This window comes from Stenotrophomonas sp. ZAC14A_NAIMI4_1 (assembly GCF_003086915.1).
In the GTDB taxonomy this organism is placed as follows: Bacteria; Pseudomonadota; Gammaproteobacteria; order Xanthomonadales; family Xanthomonadaceae; genus Stenotrophomonas.
On sequence record NZ_CP026002.1, the window covers coordinates 1,790,932 to 1,813,650 of the forward strand.

At 67.1% G+C, this 22,719-nt stretch carries 20 protein-coding genes and 1 pseudogene; 7 read left to right on the forward strand and 14 right to left on the reverse strand.

What is annotated here, in order from left to right:
* Positions 1–26: 26 nt before the first annotated feature.
* Positions 27–1,178: pseudogene (gene tuf / locus C1926_RS08270) on the forward strand (elongation factor Tu); the annotation flags it as partial.
* 6 nt (positions 1,179–1,184) lie between these two features.
* Here the strand turns inward: tuf and C1926_RS08275 are convergent.
* The 10 genes from C1926_RS08275 to C1926_RS08320 all read right to left on the reverse strand — a co-directional run bounded on the left by C1926_RS08275 (position 1,185) and on the right by C1926_RS08320 (position 13,827).
* Positions 1,185–2,419 (reverse strand): IS3 family transposase gene (locus C1926_RS08275; protein WP_254057384.1). Its coding sequence is split into 2 segments (ribosomal slippage): positions 1,185–2,068 and positions 2,068–2,419, totalling 1,236 coding nucleotides; the frame shifts between segments, so codons are not numbered across the junction.
* Between the two features lie 112 nt (positions 2,420–2,531).
* On the reverse strand, positions 2,532–3,749 hold the full coding sequence (locus C1926_RS08280; RefSeq protein ID WP_079223392.1) for a D-alanyl-D-alanine carboxypeptidase family protein: 1,218 nt from the start codon (positions 3,747–3,749) through the stop codon (positions 2,532–2,534).
* A 98-nt stretch (positions 3,750–3,847) separates the two neighbouring features.
* Positions 3,848–5,128, reverse strand: coding sequence for a septal ring lytic transglycosylase RlpA family protein (locus tag C1926_RS08285; protein ID WP_108758855.1), 1,281 nt, complete (start codon positions 5,126–5,128; stop codon positions 3,848–3,850).
* A complete protein-coding gene (gene mltB / locus C1926_RS08290) occupies positions 5,125–6,273 on the reverse strand; it encodes a lytic murein transglycosylase B (protein ID WP_108758856.1) in 1,149 nt (382 codons plus the stop codon). Before mltB ends, C1926_RS08285 begins: the two co-directional genes overlap by 4 nt.
* Positions 6,274–6,752: 479 nt before the next feature.
* The gene (gene rodA, locus C1926_RS08295) at positions 6,753–7,853 is read right to left on the reverse strand and encodes a rod shape-determining protein RodA (RefSeq protein WP_108758857.1); all 1,101 of its coding nucleotides are present in this window, start codon (positions 7,851–7,853) and stop codon (positions 6,753–6,755) included.
* Positions 7,854–7,963: 110 nt separating this feature from the next.
* Positions 7,964–9,076: a rod shape-determining protein RodA gene (gene rodA, locus C1926_RS08300; RefSeq protein WP_079223398.1), complete on the reverse strand. Its 1,113-nt coding sequence runs from the start codon at positions 9,074–9,076 to the stop codon at positions 7,964–7,966.
* Positions 9,073–11,154, reverse strand: a complete 2,082-nt coding sequence (gene mrdA, locus C1926_RS08305) for a penicillin-binding protein 2 (RefSeq protein WP_108758858.1) — start codon at positions 11,152–11,154, stop codon at positions 9,073–9,075. Before mrdA ends, rodA (C1926_RS08300) begins: the two co-directional genes overlap by 4 nt.
* A gap of 3 nt (positions 11,155–11,157) precedes the next feature.
* On the reverse strand, positions 11,158–11,643 hold the full coding sequence (mreD, locus tag C1926_RS08310; RefSeq protein WP_079223400.1) for a rod shape-determining protein MreD: 486 nt from the start codon (positions 11,641–11,643) through the stop codon (positions 11,158–11,160).
* Positions 11,640–12,662, reverse strand: coding sequence for a rod shape-determining protein MreC (gene mreC / locus C1926_RS08315; RefSeq protein ID WP_108758859.1), 1,023 nt, complete (start codon positions 12,660–12,662; stop codon positions 11,640–11,642). Before mreC ends, mreD begins: the two co-directional genes overlap by 4 nt.
* A 118-nt stretch (positions 12,663–12,780) precedes the next feature.
* The gene (locus C1926_RS08320; RefSeq protein WP_079223402.1) at positions 12,781–13,827 is read right to left on the reverse strand and encodes a rod shape-determining protein; all 1,047 of its coding nucleotides are present in this window, start codon (positions 13,825–13,827) and stop codon (positions 12,781–12,783) included.
* A 282-nt stretch (positions 13,828–14,109) separates the two neighbouring features.
* Between C1926_RS08320 and C1926_RS08325 the strand changes: the two genes are divergently transcribed.
* Entirely contained in the window at positions 14,110–15,048 is a 939-nt protein-coding gene (locus C1926_RS08325; RefSeq protein ID WP_079223403.1) for a carbohydrate kinase family protein, read from the forward strand.
* Between the two features lie 158 nt (positions 15,049–15,206).
* Here C1926_RS08325 and C1926_RS08330 read toward each other — a convergent pair whose 3' ends face one another.
* The 4 genes from C1926_RS08330 to ubiE form a co-directional block, all read right to left on the reverse strand.
* Positions 15,207–15,830 carry an HAD family hydrolase gene (locus C1926_RS08330; RefSeq protein WP_301554041.1) on the reverse strand — a complete coding sequence of 208 codons (624 nt, stop codon included), beginning with the start codon at positions 15,828–15,830 and terminating at the stop codon, positions 15,207–15,209.
* Positions 15,827–16,558, reverse strand: a complete 732-nt coding sequence (locus C1926_RS08335; protein ID WP_079223404.1) for a hypothetical protein — start codon at positions 16,556–16,558, stop codon at positions 15,827–15,829. Before C1926_RS08335 ends, C1926_RS08330 begins: the two co-directional genes overlap by 4 nt.
* 122 nt (positions 16,559–16,680) lie before the next feature.
* Positions 16,681–18,609, reverse strand: a complete 1,929-nt coding sequence (locus tag C1926_RS08340; RefSeq protein ID WP_108758860.1) for a M1 family metallopeptidase — start codon at positions 18,607–18,609, stop codon at positions 16,681–16,683.
* 207 nt (positions 18,610–18,816) lie between these two features.
* Positions 18,817–19,578, reverse strand: coding sequence for a bifunctional demethylmenaquinone methyltransferase/2-methoxy-6-polyprenyl-1,4-benzoquinol methylase UbiE (gene ubiE, locus C1926_RS08345; protein ID WP_079223406.1), 762 nt, complete (start codon positions 19,576–19,578; stop codon positions 18,817–18,819).
* Positions 19,579–19,658: 80 nt separating this feature from the next.
* Here ubiE and C1926_RS08350 point away from each other — a divergent pair, with 80 nt between their 5' ends.
* The 5 genes from C1926_RS08350 to C1926_RS08370 all read left to right on the forward strand — a co-directional run bounded on the left by C1926_RS08350 (position 19,659) and on the right by C1926_RS08370 (position 22,094).
* A complete protein-coding gene (locus C1926_RS08350) occupies positions 19,659–20,111 on the forward strand; it encodes a nucleoside deaminase (protein WP_094002387.1) in 453 nt (150 codons plus the stop codon).
* 198 nt (positions 20,112–20,309) lie between these two features.
* Entirely contained in the window at positions 20,310–20,567 is a 258-nt protein-coding gene (locus C1926_RS08355; RefSeq protein ID WP_108758861.1) for a hypothetical protein, read from the forward strand.
* Positions 20,568–20,642: 75 nt separating this feature from the next.
* Entirely contained in the window at positions 20,643–20,969 is a 327-nt protein-coding gene (locus C1926_RS08360; RefSeq protein ID WP_108758862.1) for a hypothetical protein, read from the forward strand.
* Positions 20,970–21,042: 73 nt separating this feature from the next.
* The gene (locus C1926_RS08365; protein WP_108758863.1) at positions 21,043–21,465 is read left to right on the forward strand and encodes a low affinity iron permease family protein; all 423 of its coding nucleotides are present in this window, start codon (positions 21,043–21,045) and stop codon (positions 21,463–21,465) included.
* Positions 21,466–21,641: 176 nt separating this feature from the next.
* The gene (locus C1926_RS08370) at positions 21,642–22,094 is read left to right on the forward strand and encodes a transposase (RefSeq protein WP_108758864.1); all 453 of its coding nucleotides are present in this window, start codon (positions 21,642–21,644) and stop codon (positions 22,092–22,094) included.
* Positions 22,095–22,719 lie beyond the last annotated feature (625 nt).

Below are 22,719 nucleotides of genomic sequence, written 5' to 3' on the forward strand. Positions count from 1 at the left end.
ACCAGACGAATTCGAGATAAGCAGCCATGGCCAAGGGTAAGTTCGAGCGCACCAAGCCGCACGTCAACGTCGGCACCATCGGTCACGTCGACCACGGCAAGACCACGCTGACCGCCGCACTGACCAAGATCGGTGCCGAGCGTTTCGGCGGCGAGTTCAAGGACTACTCGGCCATTGACGCCGCTCCGGAAGAGAAGGCTCGTGGTATCACGATCTCGACCGCACACGTCGAATACGAATCCACCGAGCGCCACTACGCGCACGTGGATTGCCCGGGCCATGCTGACTACGTCAAGAACATGATCACCGGTGCCGCCCAGATGGACGGCGCGATCCTGGTGTGCTCGGCCGCTGACGGCCCGATGCCGCAGACCCGCGAGCACATCCTGCTGTCGCGTCAGGTCGGCGTGCCGTACATCGTCGTGTTCCTGAACAAGGCCGACATGGTTGACGATGCCGAGCTGCTGGAACTGGTCGAAATGGAAGTCCGCGAGCTGCTGAGCAAGTACGACTTCCCGGGCGACGACACCCCGATCATCTCGGGTTCGGCCCGCCTGGCGCTGGAAGGCGACCAGAGCGACATCGGCGTGCCGGCCGTGATCAAGCTGGTCGAAGCTCTCGACAGCTGGATCCCGACCCCGGAGCGTGACGTCGACAAGCCGTTCCTGATGCCGGTGGAAGACGTGTTCTCGATCTCGGGCCGCGGCACCGTGGTGACCGGTCGTATCGAGCGCGGCGTGATCAAGGTCGGCGAAGAAATCGAAATCGTCGGCATCCGTCCGGTGCAGAAGACCACCGTGACCGGCGTCGAAATGTTCCGCAAGCTGCTGGACCAGGGCCAGGCAGGCGACAACGCCGGTCTGCTGCTGCGCGGCACCAAGCGTGACGACGTCGAGCGTGGCCAGGTTCTGGCCAAGCCGGGTTCGATCAAGCCGCACACCAAGTTCGACGCCGAAGTCTACGTGCTGTCGAAGGACGAGGGCGGCCGCCACACCCCGTTCTTCAAGGGCTACCGTCCGCAGTTCTACTTCCGTACCACCGACATCACCGGTGCGGTTGAGCTGCCGGAAGGCGTCGAGATGGTGATGCCGGGCGACAACATCAAGATGGTTGTCACCCTGATCAACCCGGTCGCCATGGACGCCGGCCTGCGCTTCGCAATCCGCGAAGGTGGCCGGCCGCCTTCAGGCGGCCAAGGACGCCCGATGCATCGCATCGGGCGTCTGCATTTTAAGGGACAGGTGGGGTCGCTCGGCGTTGTAGATTTCTACTGCCTCAGCCACCATCTGGCGGGCCTGCCCAAGGTCCCGCGGGCGATGGAGCAGAAACTCGCATTTCAGGATCCCGTTGACTCGTTCTGCCAGAGCATTCTGATAGCAGTCATAGCCGTCGGTCATCGAGCAGACCAAGCCATGCTTGGCGTGGATATGCTGGTAGTTGTCCGAGCAGTATTGAATGCCTCGATCCGAATGGTGGATCAGTCGCTGCCTCGTTTTCCGGGCTTTCAGGGCCATTTCCAGTGCTTGCGCGGTATGTTCGGTCTGCAGCGTCTCATTCACGCTCCAGCCCACAATCTTGCGTGACCAGGCATCGGTAACCAGGCTCAGATAAACGAATTTTCCATCCGTGGGCAGATAGGTGATGTCAGCCACCCACACCTGTTCGCAACCATTGGGAACTACGCAATTTTCCCCGGGTTTGAGCAGGTTGGGATGTTTGCGGAAGCGATGATGGCTATCGGTGGTCTTGTGATACGCGCGACGTTGCGGCACCAGCAGCCGTGCCTCTCGCAGCACGTCAAATAGACGGTCACGCCCCAGATCGATCCCCGCCGCCTGCAGTTTCGGTTCAATCAGATGGTGCAGCTTGCGCGTGCCTATTCGAGGCTGGCGCGCGCGGCAATCGTTCACAAGCGCCAGTGCCGTGGCATTGGCAGCGCCTCGCCGCTGATGACGGTGCCCAGCCTGATAGAACGCCTGCCGACTGATGCCAAAGTGGCGGCAAGCCCTTGCAACGCTTACGCCTTTGAGGCGCCTTTGCGTGAGGACTTGCCGGAAGGCTTTTTTACGATTTTTACCCCGTAATCCTCTTTGAGAACATCCACGATGGCCTCGAAGAGCTGCGCCTTCTCGTTTGCCTCCCGCAACTGGACCTGCAGGGCCTTGATCTGTTGTTCCGGCGTAAGCGGCTTGGCCGCTCCGGCTTTGGGGACAGTGCTCATGGAAGGGAATGATGCCCCACCTGACCAATCTTGCCGACCATGCCGCCGAAGCCAGGAAAGGACCGTGCTGCGTCCCTGAATCCCGTAGCGCTCCTGGGCTTTTTTGTAGGTCAGTTCCCCGCGCTCGACCTGGTCGACCACCGACAACTTGAAGGCCAGCGAGTAATCCCGCTGGCTGCGCCTGATTGTTGATTTCATTGAACATTCCTTTTCCAGAGGGAAAAGGTGTCAACCCAATTCAGGACGGGTCATACAGAACAGAAAAGGCCGGCTTTCGCCGGCCTTTTCATTCACCACGCCAGGGCGTGGATCATTCCGATTCCCACCACATCCAGAAGCTGTCCCACAGGCGCTTGAAGAAGCCGGCCTGTTCGACGGCGGCCACGGCCACCAGCGGGGCTTCGGCCACGACCTTGCCATCCAGGGTCACCTTGACGGTGCCGATCTGCTGGCCGGCGGTGAACGGGGCTTCCAGGGTCTTGGGCACGTCGATGCTCGGCTTCAGGTCGTTGTAGCGACCGCGCGGCACGCTCACCAGCATCGGCTGGGCCACGCCCAGCTGCACCTTGTCGGTGGCACCCTTCCACACCTTGTGCTCGGCCACGGCCTTGCCCGGCTCATACAGGCGGTGGGTTTCGAAGAAGCGGAAGCCCCAGTTGAGCAGGGCCAGGCTGTCATCGGCGCGCTGCTTTTCCGACGAACCACCCAGCACCACGGCGATCAGGCGCTGGTCGCCGCGCTGGGCCGAGCTCATCAGGCAGTAGCCGGCTTCGGAAGTGTGGCCGGTCTTGATGCCGTCCACGCTGCCATCGCGCCACAGCAGCAGGTTGCGGTTGGGCTGCTTGATGTTGCCCACCTGGAATTCCTTCACCTTGTTGTAGGCGTAGGTTTCCGGGTAGTCACGCACCATCGCGCGGCCCAGCAGCGCCAGGTCGTAGGCGGTGCTGTGGTGGCCTTCGGCGCTCAGGCCGTGGGCGTTGACGAAGTGCGAATCCTTCATGCCGATCTTGGCGGCGTAGCTGTTCATCAGCGAAGCAAAGGCTTCCTCGCTGCCGGCCACGTGCTCGGCCAGGGCGATCGCGGCGTCGTTGCCGGACTGGATCGCCATGCCCTTTTCCATGTCTTCCAGGCGCGCGGTCTGGTTGACCGGGAAGCCGCTGTAGCTGCCGTCGGTGCCGGCGCCGCCTTCGCGCCAGGCGCGCTCGCTCATCATCACCTGGTCGTCGGCGCGGACCTTGCCGTTCTTGACTTCGGCGGCCACGACATACGAGGTCATCACCTTGGTGATGCTGGCCGGGGCCAGCTGTTCATGCACGTTCTCGCCCGCCAGCATCTGGCCGGTGGCGTAGTCCATCAGGATCCAGGCCTTGGACGTGCTGGGCACCGGGGCCGGCGGGGTGGCGACGACCGCCGGGGCGGCAGCAGCAGCGGGCGCCGGGGTGGCCGGGGTCGGCAGCGGCGTCTGGGCGGAAGCCAGGCCAACCACCAGGGTGGCGGCCAGGGCGGTGGCGGCGGAACGGAAATTCATTGGACTGCAGGCTCCAGGGGACGGCCAGAATGGAGGATGGTACGAAGGGCCATTGTAAGGCCGGTGTGGCAGGGGCCGGCAGCACCGGCCCGGGCGGATCAATCCTTGACGATCTGCGGCGAACCCAGGCCAAGACCTGCGATGCGGCCGACAAGTTCCGCGGCACTGGCATGGTCGCTGGCGGGTACGCGCAGGCGGAACAGGGTACGGCCGCCAGCGGCGATGTCGCTGATGGTCGCGCCGACAATGCCGGCGGCGTTGAGCTGGCCCATCGCGCGGGTCGCGTTGTCGCGGCTGGAGAAGCTGGCGACCTGCACCATCACCGCGCCTACCACCTGCTGCGACAGCGTCGGGGCCGGGGCGGCGGGCGGCGCGCTGCGCACCGGCGTCGTGCTGGCACGCGGGGTGGCGGCGGCGACGGCCACGGGTGCGGCGGCGACGCTGCGCACCGGCGGCGCGGCCGGCGGCAGGCTGCTCACCGCAACCTCAGGCAGGGCACTGTTGGCGGCCTGGGTGGTGGCCGGCTGGCCACGGGCCGGCGCGCCATCGGCGGGCAGGCGCTGCACCAGGCGGTCGATGTCGCTGGGCGCGGCGGCACGCGGGGCGGGTGCCGGGCGTGCGGCGGCGACGGTCGTGGCAGCCGCCGCGGCTTCGGCCGCACGGCGCTCGCGGCGCGAGGGTTTCTGAGCCAGCAGGTTGCTTTCGCCCGGCTGCAGCGCGCGCACTTCCACGTTGCCGGTGCCGCGCTGGGTGATGCCCAGGCGCACGGCGGCGGCGTAGCTGAGGTCGACCACGCGGCCATCATGGAACGGGCCACGATCGTTGACGCGCACGATCACCGATTCACCGTTGTCCAGGTTGGTCACGCGGGCGAAGCTGGGCAGCGGCAGCGTCTTGTGGGCGGCGGTGAACTGGTACATGTCATAGACCTCGCGGTTGGAGGTCAGGCGGCCGTGGAACTTGGCGCCGTAATACGACGCGGTGCCGCGCTCGACGTAGTCATGGGTGTCATCAAGCACCTTGTACGACTTGCCCAGCACCACGTACGGCGATTTGTTGCCGATCACCGAGCGCTCGATGGCGGTCACTTCCGGCTCGGGAATGCAGGCCACGTTGGGCACGTAGCTGGGCGTGGTGTCCTTCACCCCCGGCTTGTACAGGCCGCCGGCGGTGTAGTTGCCGCGGGTGCTGAGATCCTCGGTGGCGGCCGCGTACGGCGAACCGTCCGGGCAGTGCGGCGGGCGCCCGCCCTTGCCCTTGCCCTGCACCACCGTGCTGGGCACCTTGCCGCCATGGCCGGCACTGGATTTGTCCGGTGCGCTGCTGCAGGCCGCCAGCGCCAGCACGACCATTCCGGGGACCAGCCATCTGATGTTCATGCCGGGGGCAGCTCCTGTCCGGCAATGGCCTGCGACAACTGGAACACGGCCATCGCGTACATCTTCGAGAGGTTGTAGCGGGTGATCGCGTAGTAGTTCTGGAAGCCCAGCCAGTACTGCTTGCCGTTGCTGGCTTCCAGGGTGATCGGGGTGGCGGTGGCACCCGGCTGTACCGGCGCGCTGGGCTGGTAGCCGCGCTGGGCCAGGTCGGCCAGGGTCCAGGTGGGCATCCACTCGGTCGGGTTGAATTCCTCGCGGCCCGGGGCCAGCGTGGCCGGCACCGCCACCTGGCCGCCGCGCACCCAGCCGCCCTTCTTCACGAAGTAGTTGGCGATGGACGAGAACACGTCGTCGTAGCTGGTGAACAGGTCGCGGCGGCCATCGCCGTTGCCATCCACGGCGTAATCCAGGTAGCTGGACGGCATGAACTGGCCCATGCCCATCGCACCGGCATAACTGCCCTTGAGCGTGGTGATGTCCAGCTTCTCTTCGCGGCCCAGCTCAAACAGCTTGGCCAGCTCGTCGCGGAAGAACAGTTCGCGGCGCACTTCGCGTTCCAGCTTGGCCGGGTCGCCGCTGCGCGGGTAATAGAAGGCCAGCGTGTACAGCGCATCGAGCACGCGGTGGCTGCCGGCGTTCTTTCCGTAGCTGGTTTCCACGCCGATGATGGCCACGATCACTTCGGCCGGCACGCCGGTGCGCTGCTGCACGCGGTCCAGCTCGGCGCGGTGCTCGGCCAGGAACGCGCGGCCGCCATCGATGCGTGCCTTGCTGATGAACATCGGACGATATTCATTCCACGGCTTGACCCGCTCGGCGGGCCGCGACATGGCGGCGATGATCGGCTGGCGCACCTGCGCCTGGTCGAGCACGCGGGCGATCTCGGCCGGTGCCAGGCCATAGCGCTTGGCGGTATCGGCAATGAAATTGGCGCGGGCGGTTTCGAACGGCACCGGGGTGAGGTCGACCGGCGGCGCAGTGGCGGCGGTGGCTTCCGGGGCGGCTTCGGCCGGGCCCTGCGCGGGCTTGCCGGCCGGGTGGCGCGGCGTGCTGCTGGCCTGGGGTGAAGTCGGCGGGGACGTCGGCTGGGTCGCGCAGGCGACCAGACCGAGGGTGAGCAAGCAGGCCAGGGAGCGTCGAATCATCGTCGCAGGTTAGCAGGTCATGGATGAATTAAAACCCCTAACACCATGAATCACAACGATTTGCGCGCGTTCAGCGGGAAATGTGAAGGCGCCGTGATCACCCCGCCCCATTCAGGCAGAGGTTGCCGGTTGCGCCCCCATCCCCGCAGGCGCAACCGGCGACCGGATCCTGTCGATACCTGCGCGGCTGTCGCTCCCCAGTGACAGTGCCCCGCGCTCCCTGTATCCGTTGGACCAGTACTGCTTTCCCGCCCGGCGCCCCCTCGCGCTGCATCTACAGACGGCGCGCCGTGCCGAACGGGCCGCCATTGTGCAGGCCGATTACGACAAGTCCATTGATCCGGATCAACGCTACGTCAAAGTGTGAATTGGTCCGCACTTTTTATGGAACTTCGTCGGCGGGGAAGCTGTGTCGGTGATGTCGAGCAATGGGGTCAGAGCCCTCCTCTGCGAGGAGGGATCCGACCCCGATTCCGTGGTCAGCCGTAGCCGCCGTGCACCGGATTGTGGTTGCGCACCGCCATCACCAGCCCGATGCCTGCCAGCAGCGATACCGCCGAGGTGCCGCCATAGCTGACCAGCGGCATCGGGATGCCCACCACCGGCAGCAGGCCGGAAATCATCCCGCCGTTCACCAGCACGTACACGAAGAACGCCAGCCCCAGGCTGCCCGCCAGCAACCGCGCATGCGTGTCGCGCGCCTGCACGGCGATCCACAGGCAGCGCCCCACCACGAACAGGTACAGCGCGAACATCGTCGCCACGCCGATCCAGCCGAATTCTTCGCCCAGCACCGAGAACGCGAAGTCAGTGGTGTACTCGGGCAGGAAATCCAGCGTGGCCTGCGTGCCCTGCCCCCAGCCACGGCCTTCCCAACCGCCCGAACCGATGGCGATGCGCGACTGCAGGATGTTCCAGCCGGTACCCAGCGGATCGGCTGCCGGGTCGAGGAAGGTCAGCACGCGGTCCTTCTGGTACTGCCGCAGCAGGCCGAACCAGGCCAGCGGCGCGGCCATCGAAACGCTGGCCAGGCCGGCCACCACCCAGCCCCAGTGCAGGCCGGCCAGCAGCAGCGCGAACACGCCGCTGGCGGTTACCAGAGTGGCCGTGCCCAGGTTGGGCTGCAGCAGGATGAGCACCGCAGGCACGCCGATCAGCGCTGCGGCGGTCAGCACCGTGCGCGGCGATGGTGGCAGCGGCTGGCGATGCAGGTACCAGGCCATCATCAGCGGCAGGCTGAGCTTGAGCAGCTCGGAGGGCTGCAGGTAGAACACGCCCAGGTTGAGCCAGCGCTGGCCGTACTTGCCGGTGCCGACCACATAGACCGCCATCAAGGGCAGCATCGACAACGCGTACAACGCCGGGGTCCACGCGCGCAGGCGCAGCAGCGATACCCGCGACAGCAGCCACATGGCTCCCAGGCCACCGGCAAACCGCGCGGCCTGCCCGGCCACCGGGCCCGAGACGCTGTGCAGCACGGCCAATCCGGCCGCCATCAGCAGCAGCAACGCAAGCAGCAATGGCAGATCGATCGTACGCACCGCCTCGCGGCAGATGCCAAACACACGTTTCCATTCCACGCAGGCACGGTAGCGGGCGGCGCTTGCGTGAAGCTTTCCGCTGCCGCCGGGGATGGCCGTTGGGGTCAGAGCCCTCCTCTGCGAGGAGGGGTCCGACCCCGATGCCGGTTTCAGCCGTAGCCGCCGTGCACCGGGTTGTGGCTGCGCACGGCCATCACCAGGCCGAAGCCGGCCAGCAGGGACACCGCCGAGGTACCGCCGTAACTGATCAGCGGCATCGGCACGCCCACCACCGGCAGCAGGCCGGAAATCATCCCGCCGTTCACCAGCACGTAGACGAAGAACGCCAGGCCCGTGGCGCCTGCCAGCAACCGGGAATACGAATCGCGCGACTGGCTGGCGATCCAGAGGCAGCGCCCGATCACCACCAGGTACAGGGTCAGCACCAGGGCCACGCCCATCCAGCCGAACTCCTCGCTCAGCACCGAGAACGCGAAGTCGGTGGTCTGCTCGGGAATGAAGTTCAGGTGCGACTGCGAGCCTTCGCCCCAGCCCTTGCCATCGAAGCCACCGGACCCGATCGCGATCTTCGACTGGATGATGTTCCAACCGGCACCCAGCGCGTCCATCTCCGGGTCGAGGAACATCATGATGCGGTCCTTCTGGTACGGCCGCAGCAGCCAGAACCAGGCCACCGGCGCGACCGCGGCCACGCCGCCCACGCCCAGCCCCACCCACCACCACGGCAGGCCGGCCAGCAGCAGCACGAACACGCCACTGGCGGCGATCAGCACGCCGGTACCGAAGTCCGGCTGCAGCATCACCAGGCCGGTCGGCACACCGATGATGACCATCGCCACCAGCACTGTGTTGAAGCGCGGCGGCAGCGGCATGCGGTGCAGGTACCAGGCCACCATCATCGGCAGGCTGACTTTCAGCAGTTCGGCCGGCTGCAGGTAGAAGAACTTCAGGTCCAGCCACTGCCGGCCGTACTTGCCGGTGCCCAGCACGAACACGGCCAGCAGCGGGATCATCGAGATCGCGTAGATGAGCGGGGTCGCCGAGCGGATGCGCAGGATCGGCACGCGTGAGATGGCCCACAGCGCCGCCAGGCCGACAATGAAACGCGCGCCCTGGGCCATCACCAGGCTGTCGCCGCCCGCGCTCTTCAGCGTGGCCAGGCCGATCACCATCAGCATGCCCAGGGCCAGGCACAGCACCCAGTCCAGGGAGCTGAAGAAGCGCCGCAGCATATCGCCGGCCCAGCGCAGGAAGTCACTCATCGTGCGGGCTCCGCAGGGGGCGAACGGGGGCTGGCGGGCAAGGCGGCGGCCGCTGCCGGCGGCGCACCGGGTGCCGGGGCAGGCGCCGGTGCGGGCGCGGGCACTCCCACCGCGACCGGATGCTCGCCCAGCTGCGCGGCGGCCGCATCACCGGCCGGGCGCGCGCTGGCGTCTTCGTTGTCGAACGCAGTCACGCCGATGACGGTGGTGCCGCGCTCGGCATCCAGCGGCTGCATGCCTTCGGGCATCTTGCCCAGCAGGTAGGCATCGAACACCTTGCGCGCGATGGGCGCGGCGGCCGAACCACCGTAGCCACCGCCTTCCACGGCGATGGCCAGGGCAATGACCGGCTGTTCAACCGGCGCGAAACCCACGAACAGCGCGCGGTGGCGCAGGTGCATCGGCAGGCTCTTCGGGTTCACCGCGGCGGTGCCCTTGCGGCTGACCACCTGCGCGGTACCGGTCTTGCCGGCCATGGTGTACGGCGCGCCCACGGCCATGCGCGCGGCGCTGCCGCCGGGCAGCATGGTGGCCATCATGCCTTCGCGCACGGCCTGCAGGTTGTTCGGGTTGGGGCTGACCGGCTTGCTGGGGCCCGGTGCAGAGGCCACCCAGTCGCTGTCGAACCCCTCGCGCTGCTGGATGACCAGGTGCGGCGTGCGCAGCTGGCCATCGGCCAGCGCGCTGACGCCGCGTGCCAGCTGCAGCGGCGTGACCTTCCAGTCGCCCTGGCCGATGCTGATGTTGACGGTGTCGCCGGGGTACCAGGCTTCCTTGCGGCTTTTGCGCTTGTACGCCGGCGACGGCAGGATGCCGCCGATCTCGCCGGTCAGGTCGATGCCGGTCGGCTGGCCGAAGCCGTAGTACTCCATGTAATGGTCGAAACGCTCGATGCCCAGGTCCAGCGCCAGCCGGTAGTAATAGGTGTTGACCGACTGGGCGATGGATTTGCGCAGGTCGGTCCAGCCATGGCCGCCACGGTGCGAATCGCCCCAGCCGCGCGAGGTGCCCGGCAGGTAGAACATGCCCGTGGACAGCACCTTGTCTTCCGGGCGGCGCACGCCCGAATCCAGGCCGGCCAGGCCGATCAGCGGCTTCAGCGTGGAACCGGGGGCGACGCCGCCCAGCACCAGGCGGTTGAACTGCGGGCGCGACGGGTTGTCGTTCAGTGCCTTGAAATCGGCATGCGAGATGCCGTTGACGAACAGGTTGGGGTCGTACGACGGCAGGCTGACCATCGCCAGCACTTCGCCGGTGCGCGGGTCCATCGCCACGGCCGAACCTTCCTGCTCACCGAAGGCAGCCACCAGCGCGCGCTGCAGGTCGGCATCGATGGACAGGCGCAGGTCGGCGCCGGACTGCGCGGCCACCCGGCCGACGGTGCGGATGGCGCGGCCCTGCACGTTGGTCTCGACCTGCTCGTAGCCGACCTTGCCGCGCAGCTGCTGCTCGTAATAGCGCTCCAGGCCGGACTTGCCGATGTGGGTCAGTGCCGCGTTGCCTTCACCGAGGATCTCCAGATCCTTGTCGTCCACGCGCCCGACGTAGCCGATGATGTGCGCGAACAGGTCGCCATAGGGGTAGCGGCGGGTCAGGTAGGGTTCCAGCTCCACGCCCGGGAAGCGCCAGCGGTCCACCGCGAAGCGCGCCATTTCCTCATCGGTCATGCGCAGCTTGAGGGTGACCGGCAGGAATTTGCGGCGCGCCTTGCGCGACTTGTTGAACGCTTCCAGCTCTTCGGGGCTGATGCTGATGATCTTGGCCAGCCCTTCCAGGGTGGCGTCCATGTCCGTGACCTTGTCCGGGGTCACGTCCAGGCGGAAGGCCGGCACGTTCTCGGCCAGCAGGCGGCCGTTGCGGTCGTAGATCATGCCGCGCCCCGGCACCACCGGCCGCGGCTTGATGCGGTTGGCTTCCGAGCGCGTGGCGTAGATGTCGTGGTCCAGCACCTGCAGCTTGAAGTACCAGCCGCCCAGGCCCAGTAGGCAGACCAGCACGCCGAGGAAGCCCAGCGTCGCGCGGCGGCGGAACTGTTCGGCTTCGGCGTGCGGGTTCTTGACCTGGCGACGCGGGATCATGGCTCAGCGCCCGCGCTTGCCGAAGCGCACTGCATCGAGCAGCACGAACACCAGCGGCCACAGGCCCATGCCCAGCAGCGGCGCCCACCAGTACGACCAAGGCAGGGTCGGTTCGCCCACCAGGATGTGCACCAGCGCGCTGACGATGCGGTCGTTGAACAGCAGGCCACCGATGGCCAGCATCTGCTGCGACATCGGGAAGAAGCGGATGCGGGCGCGGAAGCGCTGCAGGATGAAGGCCAGCATCACCAGCCGCATGGCCTGCTCGCCGAGCACGCCGCCATACAGCAGATCGGCGATGACGCCGCTGGTGAAGGCGATGCCCAGGCCGACGCGCTCAGGCGCCTCGATGACCCAGTAAGCCAGCACCAGGGCCAGCCAGTACGGGCGCAGCGGCTGCAGCAGCGCGGGCAGCGGCAGCAGGCCCAGCAGCAGGGCCACGACCAGGCTGGCCGGCAGCACCCAGGGGTTGTCGCGCAGGCGGCTCATCGTGCGGGCTCCTGCGGCGTGGGCTGGGTGGGTTGCGGTTGCGGTTGCCGGCCAGCGGCCGGCACTACCGGGGAGGCGGCTGGGGTGGCCGGCGCGGTGCCGGCGGGCAGCGCATCACCCTCGGCGGGGCCACCGGCTGCACTGGCTTCGAGGCTCTGGCGCAGCTCCGGCGGGATCCGGATGGCTGCGCCCGGGCGCAGCAGCAGCACGTCGCGGCCGCGGTCCAGCTGGGCCGCAGGCTTCAGTTCGCCCACCAGGAAGGCATGGGTGTCATCGGGGCGCAGCGCGGTGATCGTGCCGACCGGGAAGCCCGGCGGGAAGCGCCCGCCCAGGCCGGAGGTGACGATCTCATCGCCCACTTCCACGCCCGCGCTCAGCGGAATGTCGCGCAGCTGCAGGGTGTCGCCGCGCCCGTAGACGATCAGGCGCACGCCGTTGCGGGCCACGGTCACCGGCACGGCATGGTCCGGGTCGGTCAACAGCAGTACGGTGGACGTGCCACCGGTGGTGCTGATCACCTGCCCCATCAGGCCGCCGGCGTCGATCACTGCCTGCCCCACGTGCACGCCGTCGCGGCTGCCCGCATCGAGCACCAGGCGCTGCTTCACCGGGTCCAGGTCGATATCGAGGATCGGCGCCAGCTGCACGTCCAGGCCACTGCGCTCGGCCACGTTCAGCAGTTCGCGCAGCTGGGCGTTGTCCAGCGCGGCGGTCTGCAGGCGGGTCAGGCGCGCGTTGGCCAGCAGCAGCTGGTTGCGCAGTTCACGGGTCTCGGCCACCAGCTGGCCATGGCTGGCCGCGTTGTCGCGCACCTGGTTGCTGAGCTTGCCGGGCAGGCCGGCCAGCGCCCACACCGGCTGCACCAGCGCATCGGCCTGGGCGCGCACGCGCGCCAGCCAACCGGCCTGGTCGTCCAGCACGATCAGGATGATGGCCATGGCCAGGTAGGCGAGCAGTCGCAACGGACTGGCGGCGTCACCGGATCGGGAGGCTACGGGAGGACCGGCGTAAGGCGGCACGGCAACAGTTCAATCAGCTGAGGGCGAAGGGGAAACACGGCGGCGCCCCGCCGGTGCCGGCCCGCAGCAGCGGGCCACACCCCGGAAGGGCGCTGCAGGGAAGACCAAGCGGCAGGCCTCAGTCCGGCGCAAAGAACTCGTTGCCGTGCATGTCGACCAGTTCCAGCGCACGACCGCCACCGCGGGCCACGCAGGTGAGCGGGTCGTCGGCCACCTGCACGTGCAGGCCGGTTTCCTCGGAGATCAGGCGGTCCAGGTCGCGCAGCAGGGCGCCACCACCGGTCAGCACGATGCCGCGCTCGGCGACGTCGGCGCACAGTTCCGGCGGGGTCTGTTCCAGGGCCAGCTTGACCGCGCTGACGATGCCCGACAGCGGCTCGTGCAGGGCCTCGAGCACTTCGTTGGAGCTGATCTTGATCATCTTCGGCACGCCCTCGGCGAGGTTGCGGCCGGAGATTTCCATCTCGATGACCTCGGCCTGCGGGTAGGCGCAGCCCAGCTCGACCTTGATGCGCTCGGCGGTGGCTTCACCGATCAGCATGCCGTGGTTGCGGCGGACGTAGTTGGTGATCGACTCGTCGAAGCGGTCGCCACCGATGCGCACCGATGCCGAATAGACGATGCCGTTCAGCGAGATCACCGCCACTTCGGTGGTGCCGCCGCCGATGTCGATGACCATCGAACCGCGCGCCTCGGTGACCGGCATGCCGGCGCCGATCGCGGCGGCCATGGGCTCTTCGATCAGGAACACGTCGCGGGCACCGGCTTCCTCGGCCGATTCACGGATGGCGCGGCGCTCGACCTGGGTCGAACCGGCCGGCACGCAGACCAGCACGCGCGGGCTCGGGCGCAGCACGCGGGACTTGTGCACCTTCTTGATGAAGTGCTTGAGCATCGCCTCGGTGTAGGTGAAGTCGGCGATGACGCCGTCCTTCATCGGGCGGATGGTGGTGATGTGGCCCGGGGTACGGCCCAGCATCTGCTTGGCTTCGGCGCCTACGGCTGCCACCGAGCGGGTGCCACCGATGGCACGGTCCTGGCGCACGGCCACGACCGACGGCTCGTTCAGCACGATCCCCTGCCCACGCACGTAAATAAGGGTGTTGGCCGTGCCCAGGTCGATGGACAGGTCGTTGGAGAACATGCCACGGAGTTTCTTGAACATCTGAGGAAGGAGTCCTGAGGGGTGTCGTGCCCGCCGCGGGATGGCGAAAAAATGGGCAGAATTCGAGGCCGACAAGCCTAGCAACCCGCTTCCCGGCGAGCAAGGAAAAAACTAGCTGAACCCGCGACTTGGCTGGGTTTGCGCCCAATTGGGCATCACCCGGTTCTGGCCCTGAGCGGCACCAGCAGGTAACCTTTGCGCCGTCGGGCGCCCAAGGGCGCCATTTGCTTGCTGGCCGATGCCGGCTGGCCACCCCCAAATTCACCGCATAGGCTTACATCGATGTCCGCTCTGATCTGTGGTTCTCTTGCCTTCGACACCATCATGGTGTTCCCGGACCAGTTCAAGAATCACATCCTGCCGGACAAGGTGCACATCCTGAACGTGTCCTTCCTGGTCCCGCGCATGCGCCGCGAACTGGGCGGCTGCGCCGGCAACATCGCCTACAACCTGAAGCTGCTGGGCGGCAGCCCGATCCCGATGGGCACCGTCGGCCAGGATTTCGCACCGTACCGCGAGCACTTCGAGCGCATGGACATCGACCTGAGCCAGGTCCGCGTGCTGGAAGACATGTTCACCCCGCAGTGCTTCATCACCACCGACCACGACAACAACCAGATCACCGCGTTCCATCCGGGCGCGATGATGCGTTCGCACGAGAACCACGTGAAGGACGTGCCGGGCGTCACTTTCGGCATCGTTGCGCCGGACGGCCGTGACGGCATGATCCAGAATGCGGCCGAGTTCCTGGAATGCGGCATCCCCTTCATCTTCGACCCGGGCCAGGCGCTGCCGCTGTTCAACGGCCCGGAGCTGCGCGATTTCATCGAGCAGGCCGATTACGTGGTGGTCAACGACTACGAGTCCAACCTGCTGCAGGAACGCACCGGCTGGGACGAGAAGCAGATCGTGAGCCGGGTGAAGGCCTACATCACCACCCGTGGCCCGAAGGGCGCGGTCATCCACACCCCGGAAAAGAGCTACGACATCCCGCCGGCGCACGAGCGCCGCGTGGTCGACCCGACCGGCTGTGGCGACGCCTTCCGCGCCGGCCTGATCTACGGCATCGAGAAGGGCTACGACTGGCTGACCATCGGCCGCATGGCCAACCTGATGGGCGCGCTGAAGGTCGAGCACCCGGGCACGCAGAACCAGCGCTTCACGTTTGAAGAGTTCCACGACCAGTTCAAGCAGCAGTTCGGGTACGCGCTGGGCGCGTAACCAAATTGCCCGCGCATCTCGATGCGCGATCGGGAACTGCTCTGGTAGGTGTCGACCTTGGTCGACACTGCCGGCCAACGGCCGGCACTACCCACACCGCCGGGCATGGCCCGGCGCTACCGGAACCTCCGGCCGACGTTGCCGGCCAGCGGCCGGCACTACCCCTTCTGTTGCCAGGCCGCCAATAGCGCGCGGCAATCGGCGAAATGCCAGTCCGCGAGGCCCGGCCAGGGGTTTTCAGGCAGGTTGACCAGCACGGTCCGCGCACCGGCGGCGCGGCCGCAGTCCAGGTCGTAGGCGTGGTCGCCCACCATCACCGCTGCGTCGGCGCCGATACCCCAGCGCCGCAGGTGCTGCTGCACGCCGTCGGGCGACGGCTTGGGCACAGCCTCATCGCGGCCGATGATGCCGCCATCGTCAAACAGATCCCCTACCCCGATCGCCTCCAGCGTGAGCTTGGCCAGCGCATGATCGTTGCGGGTCAGGATGCCCAGCTGGCAACCGGCTGCGGCCAGCGCGCGCAGCAGCTCGACCGCGCCCGGGGCCGGCAGCGCGTCCTCGGCCAGCCCACGCTCGTGGGCCAGCAGCCAGGCGTGCTTCTGCGCCGCCTCCGCACCCGGCAGGCCCGCCAGATGCACGAGGATGTCCGCACTGGGCGGAATGCCCAGTTCGCGCTTGATGCGCTCGAAATCATGCATGGCCACGGTCAGCGTGCCATCCATGTCGAACACCCAGTGGCGCACGGCCGACAGTGCCGGCGCTACCACCGCCGTGGCCGTCACTTCCACCACTGCGGCATGCGGCTGGTATCCACGCCGCCGGTCTCGAACACCGCAGTGCGGGTACCGCCGGCCTTCACCGGGAACTCGATGCTGATCGACTTGCCCTTCTGGGCCAGCTTCCACAGCGCCTTCTGGTCGGTGATGAACATGGCGATGGCCTCGTCGGTCTTCGGCCGCCAGGCGGCCATCGAGATCGGCTTGCCATCGTCCACGGTCACTTTCACCGTGCACTGCGGGCAGCGGAAATCACCGGCCTGCAGCACCAGGTAGGCATGCCGCTTCCACTCGGGATGGTCGCGGAACACCAGCTGCACCGGCTTGGCGCCGCTGCCATCCACGTCCACCCGTTCCTTGCTGTAGATGGTGGCCGAGACCTGCTTGCCCTTCGTGCCGACCGGAATCTCGTTGTACTGCCACAGCGCCTGCAGCCGGCGCAGGTCGCGCGCGGCATCAGCCTTTGCCTTCACTTCGTCGAAGCCGGCGGCGATGCGCTCGGCCGCGTCGGTGTCCTTGTACTGGTCCAACAGCGAGCCGCCGTGGATGCGCGCACGCTCCCAGTCCTGCGCGGCCACGGCCGTGTCGTACTGCTTGGCCACGTCCTCGGCCTTGGCTTCCTTCTGCGCCTGGGCGGCGGCAGCGGCGGCTTCCTGCGCCTTGCGCTCCTCCTCGGGGTTGCTGCAGGCGGCCAGGGCCAGGGCACAGGCGGTGATCAGGATCAGTCGTTTCATGCGGAAGTCCTTCGTATAAACGCTTTCTGTAGAGTCGAGCCCTGCTCGACTGCTGTTGAAACGCCAGTCGAGCATGGCTCGACTCTACAAAAAAAACGCCGGGGGATGCCCGGCGTTTTTTCTTACTTGGCTTCAGCCTTGGCCAGCAGATCCTGGACCGAGGCGGTGGTGATCGGGTGGTAGCCCGGCTTGGCCTTCTCGAAGGCCTGCTTGGCCAGCTCCAGACCCTTCGGGGTCTTCACCAGTTCGGCGTAGATCGGCATGATCAGCTTGCGGCGGCCGACGCGCTCGATGAACGCCGCAGCGGCGTCATTGGCCTGCTCGTAGCCGCTGCGGATCGCCAGCGGGTACCAGCGCATGGCGATTTCGCCATTGGCGGTGCCGGTGAAGTGGTAGGCCTTGTCCAGCGTGGCCAGCTTGTCCAGCGGCAGGGTGGCGCCCAGGCCGTCGATGAAGCGGACCCATTCCTGGGTGCCCCACTCGGCGGTGACCTGGCTGCCCGGCAGGCTGCCGGCGCCGGAGAACGCGATGCGCGCGGCATCGACGCTGCTGAAGTTGCGCGACTGTGCCTTGGTGGCGAACGAGGGGATGCCCGGCTCGTCCAGCCATGCCTTCAGCTCGGCCTCGCTGACCGCCGAGGGGTTCTTCGGCAGCAGGTTCTTCTTCAGGTACTCGACGAACTGGTCGGTGTTGGCGCTCTGGAAGGCATGGTCATCGAACCAGCCACGCAGGAACGGGTCGAACGTTTCGCGACCGAAGCGCTGCTCCAGGAACTCCAGGAACCACGAACCCTTGACGTAGGCGACCTGGCTCAGGGCTTCGTCGGGGTCACGCTCGTTCAGCGGCGGCAGGGCCAGGGCCTGGTCGGCCGGGCTCATGTCCTTCACTTCGGCCAGCAGGTCGGTCTGGTCGATCTGCTTCTCCATCTCGGCCATCTCCTTGCCGTACAGGGCTTCGGTGATGCGGCCCTGGACGTAGGTGGTGAAGCCTTCATTGAGCCAGATGTCCTTCCAGCTGGCGTTGGTCACCAGGTTGCCCGACCAGCTGTGCGCCAGTTCGTGGGCGACCAGCGAGACCAGCGACTTGTCGCCGACGATCACGGTCGGGGTGGCGAAGGTCAGGCGCGGGTTTTCCATGCCACCGAACGGGAACGACGGCGGCAGCACCAGCATGTCGTAGCGGCCCCAGCGGTATTCGCCGTACAGCTTCTCGGCGGCACCGATCATCTTCTCGGTGTCTTCGAATTCCTTGGCGGCCTTGTTGACCATGGTCGGCTCGGCCCAGACGCCGGAGCGGCCGGAAATCGGCTCGAACACCAGGTCACCGGCGGCGATGGCCAGCAGGTAGGACGGGATCGGCTGCGGCATCTTGAAGGTGTAATCACCATCACGCGCGGCCTTCGGGTCGTTGTCGGCGCTCATCAGCACCATCACGTCCGGGCGCGAGGTCACGTGCGCGCTGTAGGTGAAGCGCACGCTCGGGGTGTCCTGCAGCGGCACCCACGAACGGGCGTGGATGGCCTGCGACTGGCTGAACATGAAGGGCAGCTTCTTGCCCTCGGTCATCGACGGCTCCAGCCACTGCAGGCCCGAGGCGGTCGGTGCGGTGTGGTAGCTCACTTCCACCTTGGCCGGCTGTTCCGGCGCTTCGATGGTCAGCTTGCTGCCGAAGACCTTGTCGACCGGCGCCAGTTCGAACTTCAGCGGGCTGCGCGCGCCGTCGGCGGCGATGGCCTCGACCTTGGACACGTTCAGCTCGCGGGTGTCGAGCACCAGCTGCTGGGCGTCCTTCTGCTTCCATTCCAGGGTGTAGGTGGCGGTGCCGCCGATCTGCTTCTGGTCGAAGTCCAGCTTCAGATCCAGCGCGATGTCCTTGATGACGACCTTGTCCGGCTCGGCGTACGAGCTTTCGTCGTGGCTGCGGTTCTCGGCGTTCACGGGGGCGGCGGGAGCCTTTTCGGCAGTCGGGGCGGCGGCGGGCGCGGCCGCCTCCTGGGAGCAGCCGACGGCCAGGGCCACGGCCAGCGGAAGGAGCATCAGCGGATTACGCATGAATCGGGACCGTTACGGGGATCAAACCCCAATGGTACCTCGCCCCCGCCCCGGACGCGTTGCGCGATGCGGGGTAAGGCCGGCCGGGGGCCGGCCCTGCGCCTGGGGCGCCCGGTTTCTGGTAGGTGCCAACCTTGGTTGGCACGGATGTGTCAGCGCCCGGTGAGGGCGCGTGCCAACCAAGGTTGGCACCTACCAAAGCAGGAATTACAGCTTGTAGCCGGAGTGGATCGAGACGATGCCGCCGGTCAGGTTCTTGTAGTGGCAGCGCTCGAAACCGGCCTGCCCCATCATCGCCTTCAGTTCTTCCTGCGGCGGGTGCTTGCGGATGCTCTCGGCCAGGTACTGGTAGCTGTCCGAATCGTTGGCGAACAGCTTGCCCAGCTTCGGCAGGATCCTGAACGAGTGGAAGTCGTAGATCGGCTTGAACCAGTCGGCGGTGACTTCGGAGAACTCCAGCACGCGGGCCTGGCCGCCCACCTTCAGCACGCGGTACATCTCGCGCAGGCCGGCGTCCTTGTCGGTCACGTTGCGCAGGCCGAAAGCGATGGTCACCAGGTCGAAACTGTTGTCCGGGAACGGCAGGGCTTCGGCATTGCACTGCACGTAGTCCAGGCCGAGCACCAGGCCGCGGTTGGTCAGGCGGTCACGGCCGACCGACAGCATGCCGGCATTGATGTCGCCCAGCACCACCGACCCCTCGGCGCCCACGCGCTCCTTCAGCAGGGCGGCGATATCGCCGGTGCCGCCGGCCAGGTCGAGCACGCGGTCACCCGGCTTCACCTGTGCGGTGGCCACGTAATAGCGCTTCCAGGCCCGGTGCACGCCGAGGCTCATCAGGTCGTTCATCAGGTCGTAGCTGCGCGCGACCGAGGTGAACACCTCGCCGACAAGCTTCTGCTTGTCCTTGGCGGCCACGTCGCGGAACCCGAAATGGGTGGTACCGGATTTGTAGGGGGATTCGCTCATGCGCTGATTATCGCACCGCCGGGGCCGCTGCGGGGTAACCGGGCCTTATCATGGCGGCCCATGACCCACCGGAGCCCCGCATGATCACCACGCCCGACTACCAGGCCCTGCTGCAGACCGCCATCGCCGAAGCCCGACAGGGCCTGGCCGAGGGCGGCGTGCCGATCGGCGCGGCGCTGTACCACAACGATGGCCGCCTGCTCGGCTGCGGCCACAACCGCCGCGTGCAGGAAGGCGATCCGTCCGTGCACGGCGAAACCGATGCCTTCCGCAAGGCCGGCCGCCAGCGCCGTTACCAGGACACCATCATGGTCACCACCCTGGCCCCGTGCTGGTACTGCTCGGGCCTGGTACGCCAGTTCAACATCGGCACCGTGGTGGTGGGTGAATCGCGGACCTTCCAGGGCGGCATCGACTGGCTGCGCGAAAACGGCGTCAACGTGATCGACCTGGACAGCCAGGAATGCGTCGACCTGCTGGGCGGCTTCATTGCGCAGTATCCGGAAATCTGGAACGAAGACATCGGCGAATAAGCGCCGCATTTCCGTTCCACGCACAGCTACATGAACGCTTCAGAGCCGGCACAGCCTTGTGCCGGCTGCCTCTGCACAGGCCGATGTGCGCTGGCGCACAGTCAGCTGGGTAAACCCCACACGCGCTGCTAACACCGCCTTCGCATGGCGCGCCTACGGTGGAATCACCGGGGCCTTCCTGTCCCGGGGAGCAAGCCCATGAGCGCGCACGCCGTACGCCCCTTGCCCGATCCCGCCCTCACCGGCATCCGCGACCGATTGACGCATCAGTTCGCGCTGCATCGGCGTGGTGCGCCGTTCTGGGCCGCATTCCAGGACATGCAGCAGGAAATCACCCGCGATCATCCGCGCGACCGCGTGCGCCTGTGCAATGCGATGGCCGACATGGCCGAAGACCTCGGTGCCGTCGAACACGCGCAGCTGATCGATGGCAACACCGGCTGCACGCCGCGCTGACACTGCATGCACCGGCACCTGCGCCACACTGCGATGAACCCCCACTCCCTGCCACCCCAACCGAATTGGAATGCCATGCACGCTGAAGTCCCCGCCATCCCACCGGTCATCGACGTTGATGCTGAACTCGATCACTGGCGCCGGCAGCATGCCGACGGTGCCCTGCCGCACAACTCGTTCGGCTCCTACGTGCCGTGGATCAAGTTCGCCTGCGATTCGCTGATCACCCAGCCGCGCGCCAGCAACGCCGAGCGCGACGAGACGTTCCAGACCCAGTACGCCCTGCAGATCATGCCGCGCCTGAGCGAGGCGCAGGCCCGCGAGTTCGTCGACCGCTGCTGGCAGCACGTCTACCAGACCAGCCGCGTGCGCCTGCAGGAGGCCCCGCGCCTGCGCGCCTGAGTCCCATCGCGGCTGCACGGCCCATGCACGGGCCGCTGCCGATCATCCTCGTCACCTGGGTGGAACGACGACGATGAAAGCAAGAAACCTGTTCAATACGATCGCCAAGAAGGCCGCGGCCGCCACCGGCTCGCCGTGGACCTTCCTGGCAGCGGTGGCGATCGTGGTGGTGTGGGGCATCAGCGGCCCCGTGTTCGGCTTCAACGATACCTGGCAGCTGGTGATCAACACCGGCACCACCATCATCACCTTCCTGATGGTGTTCCTGATCCAGCACACGCAGAACTCGGACACCGCGGCGATGCAGATCAAGCTGGACGAGCTGATCCGCGCCACGGCCGACGCCAACAACGAGCTGCTGGACCTTGAGGAAATGGACGAAGAACGGCTGGAGGAGATCCGCGCCGAGTACGAGCGCATGGCCCGCGAGGCCGGCGACGCGCTGGCCCGGGTACGCTCCTGCCGCGCGCCCCCGCGCGATGACGAAGCGGTTTGATCAGATCCGGTAGCGCCGGGCCATGCCCGGCGAGCATCTGGTAGCGCCGGGCCATGCCCGGCGAGCATCTGGTAGCGCCGGGCCATGCCCGGCGAGCATGAGGCGCGGTAGAACCTCACAAGCAGCCATGGGACTTGCTGATAGGTGCATCGAGACCGCACCCCGAGACTGGTCCAATGTCCAGTCGTCATCTACAGCGTGGTCGCGATTCCCGCATCGATGGATACTACGTGCTCACCACGGTGGTGCTGAAGCGACGTCCGGTATTTGCAGACCCTCGCTGCGCGGAATGCCTGGTGGATACGCTGCGCTTCGTGGAGCGCGAGGGGTTCAGTCGATCATTCGCCTGGGTCGTCATGCCCGACCATGTTCATTGGTTGATGCAGTTGCGCGCCGGCACACTCGCCCGATTGATGGGAACGCTGAAATCACGCAGCAGCCGCCTACTGGGGCAGCAGTTCGGTGTGGAAACGCCCCTGTGGCAACCGAGCTACTTCGACCACGCCGTTCGCAATGAAGATGCTTTGAGGCGTCATGCGCTCTACATTCTGGGAAATCCGATACGCGCCGGACTCGCTGCCGAATTGGATGAATACCCGTTTGCCTGGTGTCGGTGGCCCATGCGGTAGCACGCGGCATGCACAAGAAGCCGCCGGGCACGGCCCGGCGCTACCGGGACCACCCCGCCTGGTAGCGCCGGGCCATGCCCGGCGAGCGCGAAGCGCGGTCCCGCATGCGATGCAATGAATGCCAAAAGCAAAGCCGCCGGGCACGGCCCGGCGCTACCGGGACCACCCCGCCTGGTAGCGCCGGGCCATGCCCGGCGAGTGCGAAGCGCGGTCCCGCATGCGATGCAATGAGCGCCAAAAGCAAAGCCGCCGGGTGTGGCCCGGCGCTACCGGGACCACCCCGCCTGGTAGCGCCGGGCCATGCCCGGCGAGCGCGAAGCGCGGTCCCGCATGCGATGCAATGAACGCCAAAAGCAAAGCCGCCGGGCACGGCCCGGCGCTACCGGGACCACCCCGCCTGGTAGCGCCGGGCCATGCCCGGCGAGCGCGAAGCGCGGTCCCGCATGCGATGCAATGAATGCCAAAAGCAAAGCCGCCGGGCACGGCCCGGCGCTACCGGGATCACCCCGCCTGGTAGCGCCGGGCCATGCCCGGCGAGTGCGAAGCGCGGTCCCGCATGCGATGCAATGAACGCCAAAAGCAAAGCCGCCGGGCACGGCCCGGCGCTACCGGGATCACCCCGCCT